Raw genomic sequence first — 15964 nt, 5'->3', positions numbered from 1 at the left:
CAGGCTGGCGTCAGTTACTGACGAGGCAGCCGTTGGTACGAAACCAGTGGAAGGCTTCTTCGACGGCGACCCGGACGGGGGTTTGGGGTAAGTCAAGTTCATGAATTGCTTTCGTCACGTTGAAATAATGGCCGTCGCTGGCAACGGCCGTCATGGCCGAGTTAAGCTGAGCTGGCTGGCCGGTTAACTGCTGTTTCCAGTCGCTGGCTCTTCCAATCGCCGAGGCCAGCGGAACCGGAACGGGTAATACAGGGGGCCTGACGTTCATCACGCCGGCCATTAGGGTAAACGCTTCTCTATAACTTAGGTTTTCGTGTCCCAGGATATAGGATTGGCCGATCCGGCCCAGGCTCAGCGCATTGACCGTGGCTGCGGCTACATCATCAACATGAACATAGTTTTTGCCGCCTATCGGAACGCCCATAACCTCACCCCGGTACAGCGCCAGCAGGAGCGCATTCGACGTGAGTTTATAGTCCAGTGGCCCCAGCATGAAAGTCGGGTGGACCAGCACGGCGGGCAGCTGCTCATCCCGCACGGCCTTCAGAACCAGGTCGGTAGCCATCCGCTTGCTGTCCATGTAGTCCAGACCGTAACGTTTGCCCATGTACGGAAACCGCTCATCGCCGGGCTTCTTTTTTGTTCCAAAACCAAATACGTTCGCCGTGCCGACGAAAACAAGTCGCTCGATTTTAGCCTGGACAGAAGCGGCCAGTACGGCCGCCGTTCCGCCAACATTAATATCCATAACCAGTCGTGAGCGGGCCGGGTTTACCTGGGTCATGGCCCCTGCATGAATCACATAGTCGCAACCGTAGATGGCCGCCCTCACGTTGGTCGTGTCGCGCAGATCGCCGGTCCAGATATCGATAGGCAGATCGTTAAGTGCGCGCCGGTCGCTGTCGGGTCGGATAAACGCGCGCACGGCATACCCCCGCCGGAGCAGTTCCCGACATAGATGCCCGCCCAGAAAGCCATTTGCCCCCGTCACCAGCACTGTTTTCATACCTCAGATCGGATAACGGCTGATTACTGCATTGACTACCCCGACTGGTAACGAATTGGCCATAAAACGATTTATTTAAGCATTCGCCTGTAAGTCTGCGCGATGCGAACAGGAGAAACATTCATGAAAAAAAGCCCAAAAGCGGTCAGGTTGGCCAGTTGTACCCGTAGCCAGCTGTTGGCTTTGTATTTTCGGGCCGAAACGATCACATCCTTGGGAATGATACAGAACCGGGCCACTGCCCGTATCCGGGCAATCATGTCAAAATCTTCCATAATGACGTACCGCTCCCGAAAGCCCGCCAGCCGGTTGAAGAGAGTACGGGTAATGAACAGGGTCTGATCGCCCCCGCGGCTCATCAAACCAGAGAAACGGGTTCCGTAGCTGTTTAACCGCAGGAGAGGATGAGACGAAGCAAACCGGAATCGGTAACAGCCCGCATCATTACCCTGAGCGACCGACTGGCGGATGTCCTGCACAAAATCCGGGTGAACCCGCACGTCGGCATGAACGAAATACAGAATTTCGCCCGAAGTCAGCTCTGCTCCATAGTTCATCTGGTTAGCCCGGCCGGTCTGAGGAGACAAAACCACCCGCGCACCCGCCTGCCGGGCCTGCTCGACCGTGTTATCAGTACTGCCGCCGTCGACTACGAGTATATCCGCCAACTGGTTATGACCGCATGTTTGCAGGTCGCGCACGAGCTGGCCAATATTGTCGGCTTCGTTCAGGGCTGGTATGATCACACTTAGCGTCATAGAAGGTCGTTGTGAGACGAACCAGTGGTCTGGTAACTGATCAGAAAGCCTCGCCAATGGTCAGATAAAGGCCGGTTGACTGTTTTCCAAAACCGTAATCGGCCCGAATATTCAGTCCGTCGTTGTTCATGCGAAATCGTAAACCTGCTCCGTAAGCACCTTTCGGTGCATTAAGCCGGAACAATTGATTGTCGTCGCCCATGAAACCGATGCCCCCAAAGGCCACCGCCGTCAAGCGCTTCCAGATCGTGAACCGACCTTCTGCCTGCAGCAGGGTCATGTTTTTATCCCGGTATCGGCCTTCATAATAGCCCCGCAGACGTCGGCCTCCGCCCAGCAGTGAAAGAGCACTAAAGGGCGCCAGACCACCGGTTATACTTACGACATAGTTAACCGCCAGGATTGCCCGGTGGTTAAGTTTAAAATAGGAAGAAAGATCGGCCACGTACCGATTAAATCTAAACTCGCTGCCAACTAGCTGGCCGTGAGCCAGGTAAGATAAATCGGCAAGAAAGCCGCGAGTCGGGTAAAATACGTTGTCGCGTGTATCGTAGAAAAGGCCGGTGCCGCCACCCGCCATTCGGCCGCCCGATCCGCCGGGCACAGTTCCGCTGGCCAGCAGACCACCCGGCTTGACCGACGTAATCCTGTAGTTTTCGTATTCGTAGCGTAAGCCAGCATAGAGATGGGGCCAGATTCGTCGCAGGGCATTCAGCCGGATGCGGGGGTAGTTTACCGCGTAGTTTTCAGCCGGAACCTCACGCAGGCCTACACCATAGAAATTATAGCTGTACTGGTAGTAACCAGCTTCGCCATAGACGTAATACTGGTTGTGGTCATAAAAAAGCTGGAAGGGTACAAACAGCAGAATCTGTTTATTCTGGGTATAAGCGCCCAGAAGCTGAATGTTGGAGGGGCGGGGCCAGTCAGTGCCGGGCAGCTTCAGGCGGGCGGAATCCTGCCGAAGAAGCCGAAAATCACGCCGGAACCGAAATGTGGTCGATAAAACAGCTCCGTAGGCAAAGCGTGTTTCGGGCGTATAGTAAACGATAGGAAACGGGAAAATACTGACCGGTTTCTTAACCGAATCAGCCGGCTGAGCGTACAGGACAACCCACCGGAAAAACGTAAACAGCGTCAGAAACAGGGCGTACTGGACTCGCATGAAATCGTCACAAGATAGAGTGGTATATACGACTAACCGGCTGCGGTCGATTTTGTCCAGCTGAAGGGGTCCTGAAACAAGATAGCCCCGGCCATGCTATTGACCGGGGCTATAGGCGTCTGGAGCGGATTGCTCATCGATTCAGTTGTTATCAATCGGCATCTCGTCAATGACGTACAGCGGCTGGTTGTTGCCACTGATGGAGTTGACCCCCCGGATAATCACCTGCGACGACGACCCCGGTAGACCACTCGTGGTAGCCACTTGCACACCCGCTACGCGCCCCTGCAGGGCGTTCAGGAAGTTATCACGCTGGGTCTGGGCCGGCAACCTCTGTAGCGGCATAGCCCAGTGCCTGCTTCTCGCGCTTGATACCGAGCGCCGTTACAACGACCTCATTGAGTGCGTTGGTTTCCTGCTTCATCGCAACATTAATGATGTCGGCGTTGCCAACCTTAATGTCCTGTGTCGCCGTGCCGATGAAGCTGACCCGAAGCGTCCCTGAATGCGGAAGTTACCGTCGGCGTCGGTGGTGGTGCCTCGCGTCGTACCGCGCACCACCACCGACGCCGGGAATCGGCGCATTATCTTCCGTTGAGGTGACCGTTCCCGTAAGGGTGCGGTCCTGGGTGTATGTTTCTACTATTGCTACCAAACCAAGCAACAGCAGAAGCATGCGACGTGCAAAAGCTGCATAAGCAGAAGAGTTTGTTGTGAAAAATAATCGAAAACTGCTTCAAAATTGCCTTTAAACAGGCAGAGAAGCAACAAATAGCCATGAATGAGGATAGGAATATAATTAGGATAAAAGCAAGAAAAAATTTTCTGTAAAAGTTATATTATATTTTGATTTATTGTGATTATGTAAAATTTTATGGAGGTGAAATAAAAAATGTTCAAAATAGGCTTTGGTTGAATAATTAATGTCCTATATTTGGTGTATCAATTGAGTACAACAAAATAAACTTCTTTAACTGATTGCTTACTGGCCGCACTTGTGAAGCAATCAGTTTTGTCTGAATTCGTCGATCCACCATCTACGGTTCAGAATCTGAGCTTTGAGCAACTGAGCCAGCGGGCATCAGTTTGACTCCCAGCTTAACAATTGAGTTGCCAGGGTCGGCCCGGCCGGCTGTGGCAATTAGAGTATTTCGTTCTACCTGCATTTACTTCTGTGTTCCACCCGCAGACCTAACGGTCGGCGAGGGCAGTTGCGTTGCGCCCGGCTCGTTCGGGTGGTTCGGATCGGGCGGCCAGTATTCGGTACTGCCCGAATGACCGGGAGCACGTAACTGTCGTAATCTGTTGACAATTATGCCAAAACGACTACTTATTTGGGTCTTATGCTGGATTTGCACGGGGGTGGCGGCCCACGCGCAGACTCGCCTGCTGACCGGGACCGTGAGTTCAGCCGAAGAAGGCCCGCTTCCGGGGGTCAATGTCGTGCTGAAAGGAACTACCATCGGCACGACGACCGACGCTAAAGGTAAATACGCGCTTAATATTCCCGGCGACGATGCCGTCGTTACGTTCAGCTCCATCGGTTTTACGACCGAAGAAGCAAAAGTGGGTAACCGGTCGGCGCTGGACTTTACGCTGCGAACCGACATCCGGTCGCTTTCCGAAGTAGTCGTAACGGCCTTCGGGGTTAAAAAAGAAGTGAAATCACTCGGCTACGGTGTGCAGGAAATTAAAGGCCAGCAACTCACCGAAGCGCGGACGACGAACGTTGTCAATGGTTTGTCGGGTAAGGTGGCCGGTCTGCGGGTGAGCAGCAATGGTGGCCCCGGCAGCGGCTCAACGATCCAGATTCGGGGCGCTTCGTCGGTATCAGGCAATAACCAGCCCCTGGTTGTTATTGACGGGGTGCCGATCCAGCAGACCTTCGACAAGCAGTTCGGTTCGGGGCTGGCGGAAATCAACCCCGATAACATTCAGGAGTTGACCGTTCTGAAAGGACCTAACGCAGCTGCGCTCTACGGCTCGCGGGCGGCTAACGGAGTTATTCTTGTTACGACCAAAACGGGAGCGGGCACCAAAGGGATCGGCGTGGAGATCAACTCCAACACAACCTTCGAGCAGCCCTGGATCAAGCCCAACTTTCAGAATACCTACGGTGGAGGTAACGGCTACCGGACCTGGTATAACGACGGCTGGAGCGGCTCCATCACCGACCCGCTCGAAATCAGTCAGTATCGGGCGGCTTATGGGCCCACTGCACCCCTCAACGGCACCGAAGGCACCGACGAGAGCTGGGGCGCACCCATGGATGGCCGGCTCGTGCGGCAGTGGTGGACCGGCAAGGACGTAGCGCCCCTGACGCCCCAGCCCAACAACTGGAACGAGTACTGGCAAACCGGTAAGACCTTCACCAATAACATCGCTTTATCGGGCGGTAACGATAAAGGCAATTTCCGGCTCAGCATCGGACGCCTGGATCAGCAGGGAATCATGTATTACAATGATTTCCATCGCAACAACTTCAAATTCAACTCGGGCTATAATTTCACGCCTAAACTGAACGTCTCGCTCTCCGCCGAGTACATCAAATCCGGCTCGAAGAACCGGGGCTATACCGAAGGCCAGCAGTTCATCTGGTCGCACCGGCACGTTTCGTGGGCGCAGCTCCGCAACTACGAAGACTACCAGAACATCAGTATCAACCGGGCGGTGGCGGGCAAACCGGCGGACACCGATCCGCCGAACTGGCAGCACACCTATTTCACCAATCCGTATTTCACCCAGAAGCGGCTGCCATACGGCAACGACAAAGATCGTCTGGTGGGCAACATTGCCTTGAACTACAAGATTCTGCCGTCGTTGAGCCTGCTCCTGCGCTCGGGTACCGACGTCTGGACCGATACGCGCATCAATATCCTGAACTTCGAACGCGTACGGAATGGTAACACAACCTACGGCTCTTTCTCCGAGGAGGTGCTGCGTCGGCAGGAAACGAACAGCGATTTCATCTTTACGTTCAACAAGAATATTGCCAGCGACTTTTCAATCAATGTGCAGGCCGGTGGCATTAACCGGACCAACTACTACAAGCAGAATAAACTGACCGTTGGCCAGTTGGTGGTGGATGGGGTGTATAACGCCGGAAACGCCAATCCGAGCCAGAACACGGCCCTGAGCGCCATTGAGAAATCGCAGGTTAACAGCCTTTTTGGTTCGGCTGAGTTTGGCTGGCGTAACGCGCTGTTCGTCAATGCAACGGCCCGTAACGACTGGTCGAGTACGCTGCCGAAAGAAGCCCGCTCGTACTTTTACCCGTCGGTTTCGGTCAGTGGCGTGCTGACCGAACTGCTGAACGTGCAAAGCTCGGTGCTGTCGTTTGCGAAGGTCCGGGCGAGTCTGGCACAGGTTGGTAACGATGCGGATCCATACCAGCTCCTGCAAACCTTCCGCGCGAACGGCTCCTGGAACGGCTCCGTGCCGGAGTTTTACGAAAACAAGAAAATTGCCAACTCGACACTCAAGCCGGAAATCACAACCGGTACAGAACTGGGTCTGGATATTCGGTTCCTGAAAGGCCGAGTTGGTCTCGACGTAACCTATTACGATCAGGTGTCCCGCAACCAGATTCTTGGCGTTGAAATCTCCAAAGCCAGTGGTTACGACTCCCGCGTGCTGAACGCCGGTAAGATTTCCAATAAAGGTCTGGAGATTGTGCTGACGGGTTCGCCGGTCCGGTTGCCGAACGGCTTTAACTGGGAAACAACGGTGAACTTCTCGCGGAACCGCAATCGCGTACTCGAACTGGCCGAAGGGCTGACAACCTACGTGCTTTACAGCCGTCAGGGACTCAACTCCGAAGCCCGCGTTGGTCAGCCATACGGAACCTTATACGGCATCGGGTTTGAACACGCGCCCGACGGTCAGGTAATCTACGGTGCCAATGGGTATCCGGTCGTCTCGACCACCCCGCGGGTGCTGGGGAACATCCAGCCCAAATGGACGGGCGGCTGGCAGAACAGCCTCAGCTACAAAGGTATTGTCTTATCGGCGCTCGTTGACGTACGGTCGGGGGGCAACCTGTTCGACGAAGGTACCGGCACGGCCCGCTGGACGGGGCAATATGCTGAAACCGCTATTGGCCGCGAAGAAGGTATTATTGGGAAAGGGGTCGTCAACATCGGCACCGCCGAACAGCCTAACTACGCACCAAACACGACCATCGTTCCGGCCAACGCGCTCTATGGCTACAACAACCCCCGCCGGTACCACGAAGCCGCCATTTTCGATGCCAGCTACGTAAAGCTGCGCGAAGTGACGCTGGGCTACCAGATTCCGGCGGCTCTGCTGAGCCGGATCAAGGTTCGCTCAGCAAAGATTTCGCTGGTGGGACGCAACGTGCTGATGCTGTTCAAAAACACTCCGCACATCGATCCGGAGGCTGACCGTTACGGCAGTAACTCGCAGGGCTTTGCCTACGGTGAGTTGCCAAGCAGCCGCAGCATGGGCGTAAACCTGAATCTGGCGTTCTAAACTGTCATTCAATAGTCATCACGAGCGGGCCTCGCTCTACACGAAATAACTGGTAATGACTATCGAATGACCCCAAAGACAAACCTATGAAACGAATCCTCCTGCTATTGATACCCACGCTGCTAACGGTCGGCTCCTGCACCCGGGAATTCGACACGATGAACGTGGACCCGAATAACCCCACGGCCGTGGGCCCGCAGTACCTGCTGCCGTATGCCATCGAAGCGTCGGTGGATCGCTACTGGGGCAGCAACATTCGCTTCGAGCGGCTCAACCTCGACGGGGCCATGCTGTGGATGCAGTACCTGACCCGGAATATTTACTCCAATGAGGGTGATAACTACGGCGTATCCGTAGCCCTGTACAACAACAACTGGAAGGGGTTTTACAACGATGGCCTGCTGAATTTCCAGCGGATCATTACTCTGTCGCAGCCGGGCGGCAAATTCGCGAATACCAACTACGAAGGAATCGGCATTGTGATGCGGACCTGGGTGTACTCGCTGCTGACGGACGTGTACGGGGCTGTACCCTACGCGGAATCTATCAAAGGCACCGCCGAAGCACCGATCTACACGCCTTCCTATGATTCGATGGATCAGGTTTACGCGGGTATGCTGGCGGATCTGAAAACGGCTAATGAGAAGCTGAGCACCAGCGGTCCGGCGGTAGCGGGCGACATCCTGTATGGGGGCGATATTCTGAAATGGAAAAAGTTTGCCAACTCGCTCCGGCTTCGGCTGGCCAACCGGCAGGCCGCCAAGAAACCCGCCGAATCAAAAGCCATTATGGCCGAGATTCTGGGGGATGCTACTAAGTACCCTATCTTCACGAGCAACGCCGACAATGCCACGCTGAAGCATACGGCAACGCGGCCTAGCAACAATGAATGGAACGAAGTGATGGTGTTCGGTAGCCGTACCGACTGGAATATCAGCAAGACGCTGGCCGATAAACTCAATGAACTGAATGATGCCCGCATCACGGTCTACGCCCAGCCAAACAAAGAAGGTAAATACGTTGGGCACGCCAATGGTCTGCCGGATGCTATCGCGACTACGTATCTCGCCACCAGTTCGGTGCTGGGTTCGTATTTCACGCAGACGACCACGCCCAGTGTGCTGATGACCTATGCCGAACTGAACCTGACGCTGGCCGAAGCCGCCCTCGACGGTGACATCTCTGGCGACGCGCAGGCTTATTTTGAGAAAGGCATGACCGCTTCCTTCGATCAATACATCCTGAAAATTACTGATGCGTACCTGAAAACTATCGGTAAAGCGACCAAAGAAAAGGTGATGGAACAGAAGTGGATCGCTTTGTTCGGTCAGGGAATAGAAGCCTGGACAGAGTATCGCCGGACGGGTTTACCGGTGCTGCCTGCCAAAGACCCCCGTGCCATTTTCGAAAACGATGGTGTTCTGCCAACCCGCATCAAGTACCCAACGTCGGAGTATTCGCTCAACGAAGCCAACGTCCGTAAGGGCGTCAGCATCAACGGGGGCGACGACACAATGAAAACTAAATTATGGTGGGCTGAGAAGTAACGGCCCCATCGTACTGAAAAAGGATAAGAGATTATGAAGCAATATAAAGCACTTCTTGTTTGCAGCCTGCTGGCGATGGCGGGTTGTCAGAAAGTAGATGACCCTTTTGTCGATCGCGTAGTTGCGCCGGTGCTGGTGGTGATTGATAACGCAACCGGCGACGGCGGGGGAATGACGGGTGAGCCGGTCGTATCGCAGAAGGTAGCCGGGCCAGTAACCCTGGCCGTGAAGATTTACGAACTCGACAAGAGCGGAATTCTGGACTATAAAGTGGGTATCGATTCGATTCCCGTCACCTCGCTGGCGATCAAACTCACCAAACGCGATGGAACGGCGCTTGGCGAACTGAAAACCGATGGAGCTGGTAAGGCCAGCATTTCAAAGACCTGGGCCGAACTTGGCGTAGCCGAACCCAAAGCGGGCAGTAGCGTTTCGCTGACCTGGCGAGGTGAATACAAAGGACAGGCATTTGCGCGGCTGTCGCGTGTACAGGCAATCAATTAACTAGAAAACTTTTCTCATCCCTATGTCTATTAATCGTCGCGACTGGCTCCGTACCAGTATGTTGTCTGGCCTGGGTCTGGCCGCTACTACCTCTGCTTTTTGTGAGCCCTGGCTGGACACCGAAGCCAGCGTATCCATGGTGATGCCGCCAAAAGGAGGCATGATGAAAGCGCGCTTGTCGGCTAATGAAAATCCATACGGTCCTTCGCCCAAAGCGCTGAAAGCTATCTCAGAAGCGGCTTCGGACGGATTCCTGTATCCATTCAGCTATGCCGGACAGCTCCGCAAGATGATCGCTGAGCAGGAAGGCGTTGCCGAAGAGCAGATTCTGCTGGCACCGGGCTCGGGCTCCCTGCTGACAGCGGCTGCGATGTATTACACCTATCTGAAGCCGGGGGGCAGCATCATTTCCGCCGATCCTACGTATGAGCAGCTCATGCGGGCGGCCGTTCAGCACGGTGCTAAATGGGAGAAAGTCCCCCTTACCGCTGGTGGCTACGACCATAATCTCGCCGAAATGGAGAAGCGGATTTCGGACGAAACCAATCTGGTTTACGTAAACAACCCGAACAACCCAACCGGCGTAACGATTGATCCGGTTGCTTTGCGGGCCTTTGTGGATCGGGTGTCGGTGAAAAAGCCGGTGTTTGTAGACGAAGCCTATATCCACTATACGAGCGACCCGAAGAAGTTCTCGGTGATTGAAAATATCAGGAAAGGCCAGAATGTGCTGGTGGCCCGGACGTTCTCAAAAATATACGGCATGGCCGGTCTGCGGCTGGGTTATCTGGTGGGGCAACCCGAAACGCTGGCCGCTATCAGCAAGTGGGGGGGCGGTCCCGGTGGCCTGACGATGACGACTCTGCGCGCCGGTCTGGCCTGCTACACCGACGAGGAGTTTATCAAATACTCGCTGGCCAAGGGACTCGAAGCACGCGAGTTTCTGTACGAAACGCTCAAAGCGAACGGCTATACGTATCTGCCATCGGGCACTAACTTTGTGCTGTTCCCAATTCGGATGAAGGGCGATGATTTCGTGAGCCGGATGATGGAGCAGGGCGTCAGCATCCGCCAGTGGAAGTTCGATGGCCAGTACTGGTGCCGCGTCAGTCTCGGTACGATGCCTCAGATGCAGGCGTTCGCCCAGGGGCTGAAAGTAATTTCGTAAGAAAATGCAACGCGGCTGAACCGGTCTACCGGTTCAGCCGCGTTGCATCTATCAATCAGTATCAATATTCGTATTTAATCCCCATTTTCTTCGCCATATCGGCGAACATTTGTGGATCGAACTCATCGGATCCAGGGGCGTTAAGCTGAGGCTCTTCCTCAAGGTCAGGAATGGGCACACCCGGAATGGGCCCTTCGACTACGTAACATTCCTGTCCATCGTCGGGGTGCGGACCATTCCAAATCAAACCCGCCTGTTTATAATCTTCCTGACTGAAGGTATATAATTCGAGGTGGAGTTTCTGTTCCATGAACTTCTTCGCTTCCGGGAACGCGTTGTTGCTCAGGTCAGGAATCGGTAGTAACTTCGTTACCGCTACGCCCGTTAGTTTCTCAAGTGCCTTTGCATAAGCCACTACGTGCAGCCCACCCCGTACCAGTAGATAACCAACCATCGTACGAGCCGTTGGGTCATCGACCATCTCGTAGACCCGCATTTTGTTGGCCCGCGCGCCACATTCCAGGAAAAAGTTGTGTAGCAGGTCCAGTTTCAGATTGCCACTGCTAAAAACGTTCTCACCCGACCAGAAGCGGCCCATCGAATCCATTGGCAAAGCCGACTGCCCGCTAGCAATAAAGTGGCTTGTATTCCGGGCATCGACGCCATTAGCCAGCGGAGTAGTGGTCGGATCCATCCCGCGCTTGCTGGCGCCTGTCAATAACAAGTTCGTGGTATAGGCTACCACTTCAATATGACCGTATTCTTCGCCTGCAATTGAGCAGATCAAATCATAAAATGGGCGCAGTTTTTTTCGACCCCGGAAGTTGAATGACTGATAGGTGTAGTTCATAAGGGTTGACATCTCCCCAAACTTCCCGCCTAGAAGTTCCTGCACAGCAGCCGCGCTATTGGGTGAAGGATTATTTGGTCTGGGCAGCTCAATAGGCAGCCGATCCATTTTTAAGATCATGATGATTGAGTTAGTTTGAAAGGATCTGGTTAACTAACTACCAACTAAGCCTATAGAATTAAGTTTTTTAAAGGGTTTATATTAAAATTAATCGGATTAAACGGGATGTATACAAGGTCAGATGTTGATGATAGAACCGGCGATAGGTCATCCCGCCAAATCATTCCTGAATGGTTACGGGTTTAGTCGGGTCGATCTTTAGCCATAGCAGGGCGCTTACCAGCAGGCAGCCCGCAATTAGAAATAAGGGATAATTGAAGTTATGAGTCTGCTCGACGATTGTGCCGAACAGGATGGTAATGAAAAACCCGCCCAGTTGTCCGGCGAAGTTCATGGAACCTGTTACGGCCCCGGCATTCCGTTGCCCGATATCCACGCAAACAGCGAAGGCTACCGGCAGGGCCAAATCTTTCAGTAAAACGCAGGTTGCCAGCAGATACCCCGCCGTCTGATTGTCGGTCGCCAATCCGGCAAAGAGAAAGAACACGCTCGACAGCCCCAGACCACCCATGCCCACCGCCCGACGGCCCAGTTTCAGACCGTAGCGTTTGCTCAGGGCGTCGCTTAGTAAACCGCCGATTACGCAACCAATGGCGCCCAGAAAGTAAGAAAGCGAGATGAAGTTTTTCGTGTCGTCTTCGGTCATACCCCGGCCCTCCTGAAAGTAGGTTGCCGACCAGTTGGTGAAAAAATACGAACCGTAAAAAAACAGGTGGCACATCAGCATCAGAGCCCACAGGTCGGGGTTACGCAGAATGGCCAGCCACGGAATGCGGTGATCCGACGCGCGTAGCTTACGGCCGGCTTCAATAGTCTGCAACTCACTGGTCGTAACACTAGCTTTTTCGGCGGGTTCATCGCGGAACCAGACGTACCAGCCGATGGCCCACGCGACACCAATTAATCCCAGGACGGCGAACGCCCAGCGCCAGCCGGCCCAGTGGACCAGCGGAATCACCAGCAGGGGCGTCAGCGCACCGCCCAGCCGACCGGCCGCCCAGATGACCGACTGCGCCCGACCGACTTCAACGGCCGGAAACCAGCGCGAAATAACAATCGACGCGTTGGGGTAAGCACCTGCTTCGCCCATACCAAACAAAAATCGCACAACGAGCAGATACAGAAAGCTGGTGGTCGTGCCGGTCAGCATCGTAAACCCCGACCACCACAGCACCACGCGGGTTAATACCCGACGCGGCCCCAGCCGGTCACCCATCGACCCGGTCGGAATCTCGAACAGGGCATACGCCAGCGAAAACGCCCCGAGCACCCAGCCAAACTGCTGATTGTCCAGCCCTAAATCCGATTTAACATATTTGCTGACAACGTTCATGCAGACGCGGTCGAGGTAGGTAATGGTTGAGAGCAGGAACAGGACGGTAAGCACCCGGTAGCGAACGTTCATGGGCTGGTAGGAAATGGGCTGTGGAAACCGTGAAATTAGATACCCACGTTGATATTCAGTGCGCGGAGAGAATAATCCCACAAACAATTTTTCAGTCAGTTGATGGAGCGTTTTGCTGAACCCAATTAGTCAACCAACTTAGATTTCGGGTCGGTTCCGTACATTTGCCCAATGTCAACCGTAACGATTGCCCCGCTCACCGAAAGCCTGCCTGCTTTCCTCGATTCATCCGATTTTTCGGCTATTGCCGTCATTGCCGACAATCATACCTTCAAGTATTGTTACCCTGATCTGAAACCGCTGCTGCCCAAACACACGCTTGTACGCATTAAAGCCGGCGAGGAGCAGAAGCACATTGCTACCTGCGAAATGATCTGGGACGCGCTCACGCGGGCCAACTTTGACCGCCATGCGCTGGTATTGAACCTGGGTGGGGGCGTTATCGGCGACATGGGTGGTTTCTGCGCGGCTACCTACAAGCGGGGCATTTCGTTTGTGCAATTGCCAACCACCCTGCTTTCGCAGGTAGACGCCAGCGTGGGCGGCAAGCTGGGCATTGATTTTCGGGGATTTAAAAATCACATCGGCGTTTTTCAGCAACCCGATGCCGTACTGATTGACCCTTCGTTTCTGAGCACCCTGCCCGAACGCGAACTGCGGTCGGGTTTCGCCGAAGTAATCAAGCACTGCCTGATTGCCGATGCGGCCATGTGGAACGAAATCCGTCGGCGCGATCTCGACGAGCAGGACTGGTCCGCACTTGTGGCGCATTCCGTAGCGGTGAAGCAGCGCGTGGTTGAACAGGATCCGACCGAAAAAGGAGTACGCAAGATTCTGAACTTCGGGCATACGCTGGGCCATGCCGTTGAAACCTACTTTTTAACTCAGCCCCGTAAACGGCTGCTGCATGGCGAGGCCATCGCGGTCGGGATGGTCGCCGAAGCGTTTATTGCTTTTCAGAAAAAGATGATTGACGAAACGTGGCTGACCCAAATCGAAGAATATATTTTCGCCGTATATGGAAAGGTACGATTGGTCGAAGCCGATATCGAGCCGATTTTATCTCTGACGTTGCAGGATAAAAAGAACCGGGGCAATCAGGTGCGGATGGCCTTACTGGACGGGCCGGGCAGCTGCACATTCGACGTGCCTGTTACGGCTGCCGAAATGCGCCGTGGACTGGTATTTTACGGCGGAGTAGCGTGAGCTGACTGTGAAGGCGGTAAGTGCTGATCGGGCGGATTGAGCCGGTTGGAGCGTAAGTAAAAATTTGGTATGATACTATTGTTTGCCAAACATTTACGTTTATATTTGGGTTCGACCCAATACATACCATCACTTTATTTTAACAGCATCTATTATTAAAAACCTTTACAATCCGCAGTATGAAAACGCTTGTTGGAATCCTTTTTACGCTGGCTGTCGTCGTTCTGGCGAGTTGCTCGCCGAGTCGATTGTTTGTGGAGCACGATTACAGCTACGAAGGACACTTCAAAAATTATGAATCCTTCAATTTTCTGGAGTGCGAGTTTGTTGATTCCACCTTGCTTTGTTCCGATATTCAGGATGCAATTCGGCACCAGATGGAAGCCCGCGGCTACCGCGTCAGCAACCGCAATCCGAACCTGCTGATTTCCTATAATATTTTCCGGTCAGATCTGCGTTTCCGGGGCTACCAGCAGCCGGTCATTAAGGACTGGGTTGTCCGTGAAGACGACGACGCGACCTACAAGCGTATCGACTATAACCTCGACGAAGGCACGCTGATGATTTCGCTCATTGATGCTGAATCCTATCAGGTGATCTGGAAAGGGTACGCATCGAAGATGATGCGCAATCCCAATTTCAAGAATAACTACTTCAAAGGCATAGTCCGATCCATCTTCGACCAGTACCCGTTGATGGCAACGGTTCGATGAATGTAGGGCGGACAGATTGTCCGCTTTTTTTTGACTTATCTGGCCGATTTTCCGGTCCCAACGTAACTTAATGGAGCTTTCTCTCACGAGCGGACAGCCTGTTCGCTCTACTTCGTTAACTCCTTAAAAATACCTTCCAGTGAGTTCTCCTGCTGGCGCAGACCCACGAGCGTCAGGTTCTGATCGGCGGCAAGGCGAAAGATGGCCGCCCGTAAGTCGGTAGCGGGGCCGGCTGTAATCCGGTACTGGCCTTTACCTAGCGGCTCAACCCGCTCCACACCCGGCAGCGTTGCCAGCACTTCAGGGGCCGTTAACTCAGTTTCAAACTCGGCCACGACAACCACGCCCTCACCGGCCGATGCAGTTCGTAACTGGCTCAACGGGCCGTCGGCCACAAGTTGACCCCGGTTAATGATGACCACCCGGTCGCAGACGGCTTCGACCTCCTGCATGATATGCGTGGAGAATAGCACTGTCTTGTCACGCCCGGCGTCGCGAATTACCTGCCGGATTTCGGTTAGCTGATTCGGGTCAAGCCCCGTAGTGGGCTCATCCAGAATCAGCACGGGTGGGTTATGGAGCAGAGCCTGGGCCAGACCAACGCGTTGTCGGTAACCTTTTGATAACTGCCCAACGCGTTTGTGCTGCTCGCGCCCCAAACTGACCAGCTCAATTATGTCGGCAATACGTCGGCTAAGGTCCGCCCCGCGCAGGCCATGCAGTGAGCCGGCAAAGCGCAGATACTCTTTCACGTATAGATCCAGATACAACGGGTTGTGTTCGGGCAGGTAACCTACACTCCGGCGTACGTCCATCGGCTGCGTCTGAACGTCAAACCCATTCACCTCAACAGTGCCTTCGGTGGGAGGAAGGTATCCGGTCGCGATTTTCATCGTCGTAGACTTGCCTGCACCGTTGGGACCCAGAAAGCCGACAATTTCACCGGGCTGTACAGTCAAAGAAATCTGATTGACAGCCCGCTGCGGACCGTACTCTTTAGTCAGGTTCTGAACCCGGATAGACATGCGACT

Annotated in this window: 13 protein-coding genes; 6 read left to right on the top strand and 7 right to left on the bottom strand. The window is 54.1% G+C overall.

What is annotated here, in order from left to right; all coding sequences use genetic code 11:
- Positions 1 to 10 precede the first annotated feature (10 nt).
- The 4 genes from HNV11_RS17290 to HNV11_RS24020 all read right to left on the bottom strand — a co-directional run bounded on the left by HNV11_RS17290 (position 11) and on the right by HNV11_RS24020 (position 3274).
- The gene (locus tag HNV11_RS17290; protein ID WP_171740847.1) at positions 11 to 1006 is read right to left on the bottom strand and encodes an NAD-dependent epimerase/dehydratase family protein; all 996 of its coding nucleotides are present in this window, start codon (positions 1004 to 1006) and stop codon (positions 11 to 13) included.
- 71 nt (positions 1007 to 1077) lie between these two features.
- Positions 1078 to 1764, bottom strand: a complete 687-nt coding sequence (locus HNV11_RS17285) for a TIGR04283 family arsenosugar biosynthesis glycosyltransferase (RefSeq protein ID WP_171740846.1) — start codon at positions 1762 to 1764, stop codon at positions 1078 to 1080.
- A 40-nt stretch (positions 1765 to 1804) separates the two neighbouring features.
- Positions 1805 to 2929, bottom strand: coding sequence for a BamA/TamA family outer membrane protein (locus tag HNV11_RS17280; protein ID WP_171740845.1), 1125 nt, complete (start codon positions 2927 to 2929; stop codon positions 1805 to 1807).
- A 141-nt stretch (positions 2930 to 3070) separates the two neighbouring features.
- Positions 3071 to 3274, bottom strand: coding sequence for a TonB-dependent receptor plug domain-containing protein (locus HNV11_RS24020; RefSeq protein ID WP_240163524.1), 204 nt, complete (start codon positions 3272 to 3274; stop codon positions 3071 to 3073).
- A gap of 969 nt (positions 3275 to 4243) precedes the next feature.
- On the opposite strand from HNV11_RS24020, the gene HNV11_RS17270 reads away from it, so the two are divergent.
- The 4 genes from HNV11_RS17270 to HNV11_RS17255 all read left to right on the top strand — a co-directional run bounded on the left by HNV11_RS17270 (position 4244) and on the right by HNV11_RS17255 (position 10639).
- Positions 4244 to 7420: a SusC/RagA family TonB-linked outer membrane protein gene (locus HNV11_RS17270; RefSeq protein WP_171740844.1), complete on the top strand. Its 3177-nt coding sequence runs from the start codon at positions 4244 to 4246 to the stop codon at positions 7418 to 7420.
- Between the two features lie 86 nt (positions 7421 to 7506).
- A complete protein-coding gene (locus tag HNV11_RS17265) occupies positions 7507 to 8967 on the top strand; it encodes a SusD/RagB family nutrient-binding outer membrane lipoprotein (RefSeq protein ID WP_171740843.1) in 1461 nt (486 codons plus the stop codon).
- A gap of 33 nt (positions 8968 to 9000) precedes the next feature.
- Entirely contained in the window at positions 9001 to 9471 is a 471-nt protein-coding gene (locus tag HNV11_RS17260) for a hypothetical protein (protein WP_171740842.1), read from the top strand.
- A 22-nt stretch (positions 9472 to 9493) separates the two neighbouring features.
- On the top strand, positions 9494 to 10639 hold the full coding sequence (locus tag HNV11_RS17255; RefSeq protein WP_171740841.1) for a pyridoxal phosphate-dependent aminotransferase: 1146 nt from the start codon (positions 9494 to 9496) through the stop codon (positions 10637 to 10639).
- 61 nt (positions 10640 to 10700) lie between these two features.
- Here the strand turns inward: HNV11_RS17255 and HNV11_RS17250 are convergent, their stop codons facing one another.
- Positions 10701 to 11609, bottom strand: coding sequence for a manganese catalase family protein (locus HNV11_RS17250; RefSeq protein ID WP_171740840.1), 909 nt, complete (start codon positions 11607 to 11609; stop codon positions 10701 to 10703).
- A gap of 160 nt (positions 11610 to 11769) precedes the next feature.
- The gene (locus tag HNV11_RS17245) at positions 11770 to 13014 is read right to left on the bottom strand and encodes an MFS transporter (protein ID WP_171740839.1); all 1245 of its coding nucleotides are present in this window, start codon (positions 13012 to 13014) and stop codon (positions 11770 to 11772) included.
- A 171-nt stretch (positions 13015 to 13185) separates the two neighbouring features.
- Here HNV11_RS17245 and aroB point away from each other — a divergent pair, with 171 nt between their 5' ends.
- Together aroB and HNV11_RS17235 are read left to right on the top strand one after the other, a co-directional pair.
- The gene (gene aroB / locus HNV11_RS17240; protein ID WP_171740838.1) at positions 13186 to 14220 is read left to right on the top strand and encodes a 3-dehydroquinate synthase; all 1035 of its coding nucleotides are present in this window, start codon (positions 13186 to 13188) and stop codon (positions 14218 to 14220) included.
- A gap of 179 nt (positions 14221 to 14399) precedes the next feature.
- Positions 14400 to 14933, top strand: coding sequence for a DUF4136 domain-containing protein (locus tag HNV11_RS17235; RefSeq protein ID WP_171740837.1), 534 nt, complete (start codon positions 14400 to 14402; stop codon positions 14931 to 14933).
- A 107-nt stretch (positions 14934 to 15040) separates the two neighbouring features.
- On the opposite strand, the gene gldA is transcribed toward HNV11_RS17235, so the two are convergent.
- Positions 15041 to 15958: a gliding motility-associated ABC transporter ATP-binding subunit GldA gene (gene gldA / locus HNV11_RS17230; RefSeq protein WP_171740836.1), complete on the bottom strand. Its 918-nt coding sequence runs from the start codon at positions 15956 to 15958 to the stop codon at positions 15041 to 15043.
- Positions 15959 to 15964: the final 6 nt, after the last annotated feature.

Source organism: Spirosoma taeanense (genome assembly GCF_013127955.1).
Lineage (GTDB): Bacteria > Bacteroidota > Bacteroidia > Cytophagales > Spirosomataceae > Spirosoma > Spirosoma taeanense.
This window is presented reverse-complemented; position numbering and strand designations above follow the sequence as displayed.

What these genes read in the sequence shown, in the direction of transcription:
- HNV11_RS17235 (WP_171740837.1), top strand. Translation starts at nt 14,400, where the DNA reads ATGAAAACGCTTGTTGGAATCCTTTTTACGCTGGCTGTCGTCGTTCTG.
- HNV11_RS17290 (WP_171740847.1), bottom strand. Translation starts at nt 1,006, where the DNA reads ATGAAAACAGTGCTGGTGACGGGGGCAAATGGCTTTCTGGGCGGGCAT.
- HNV11_RS17270 (WP_171740844.1), top strand. Translation starts at nt 4,244, where the DNA reads ATGCCAAAACGACTACTTATTTGGGTCTTATGCTGGATTTGCACGGGG.
- HNV11_RS17285 (WP_171740846.1), bottom strand. Translation starts at nt 1,764, where the DNA reads ATGACGCTAAGTGTGATCATACCAGCCCTGAACGAAGCCGACAATATT.
- HNV11_RS17260 (WP_171740842.1), top strand. Translation starts at nt 9,001, where the DNA reads ATGAAGCAATATAAAGCACTTCTTGTTTGCAGCCTGCTGGCGATGGCG.
- HNV11_RS17250 (WP_171740840.1), bottom strand. Translation starts at nt 11,609, where the DNA reads ATGATCTTAAAAATGGATCGGCTGCCTATTGAGCTGCCCAGACCAAAT.
- HNV11_RS17255 (WP_171740841.1), top strand. Translation starts at nt 9,494, where the DNA reads ATGTCTATTAATCGTCGCGACTGGCTCCGTACCAGTATGTTGTCTGGC.
- HNV11_RS17245 (WP_171740839.1), bottom strand. Translation starts at nt 13,014, where the DNA reads ATGAACGTTCGCTACCGGGTGCTTACCGTCCTGTTCCTGCTCTCAACC.
- aroB (WP_171740838.1), top strand. Translation starts at nt 13,186, where the DNA reads ATGTCAACCGTAACGATTGCCCCGCTCACCGAAAGCCTGCCTGCTTTC.
- HNV11_RS24020 (WP_240163524.1), bottom strand. Translation starts at nt 3,274, where the DNA reads ATGCCGCTACAGAGGTTGCCGGCCCAGACCCAGCGTGATAACTTCCTG.
- gldA (WP_171740836.1), bottom strand. Translation starts at nt 15,958, where the DNA reads ATGTCTATCCGGGTTCAGAACCTGACTAAAGAGTACGGTCCGCAGCGG.
- HNV11_RS17265 (WP_171740843.1), top strand. Translation starts at nt 7,507, where the DNA reads ATGAAACGAATCCTCCTGCTATTGATACCCACGCTGCTAACGGTCGGC.
- HNV11_RS17280 (WP_171740845.1), bottom strand. Translation starts at nt 2,929, where the DNA reads ATGCGAGTCCAGTACGCCCTGTTTCTGACGCTGTTTACGTTTTTCCGG.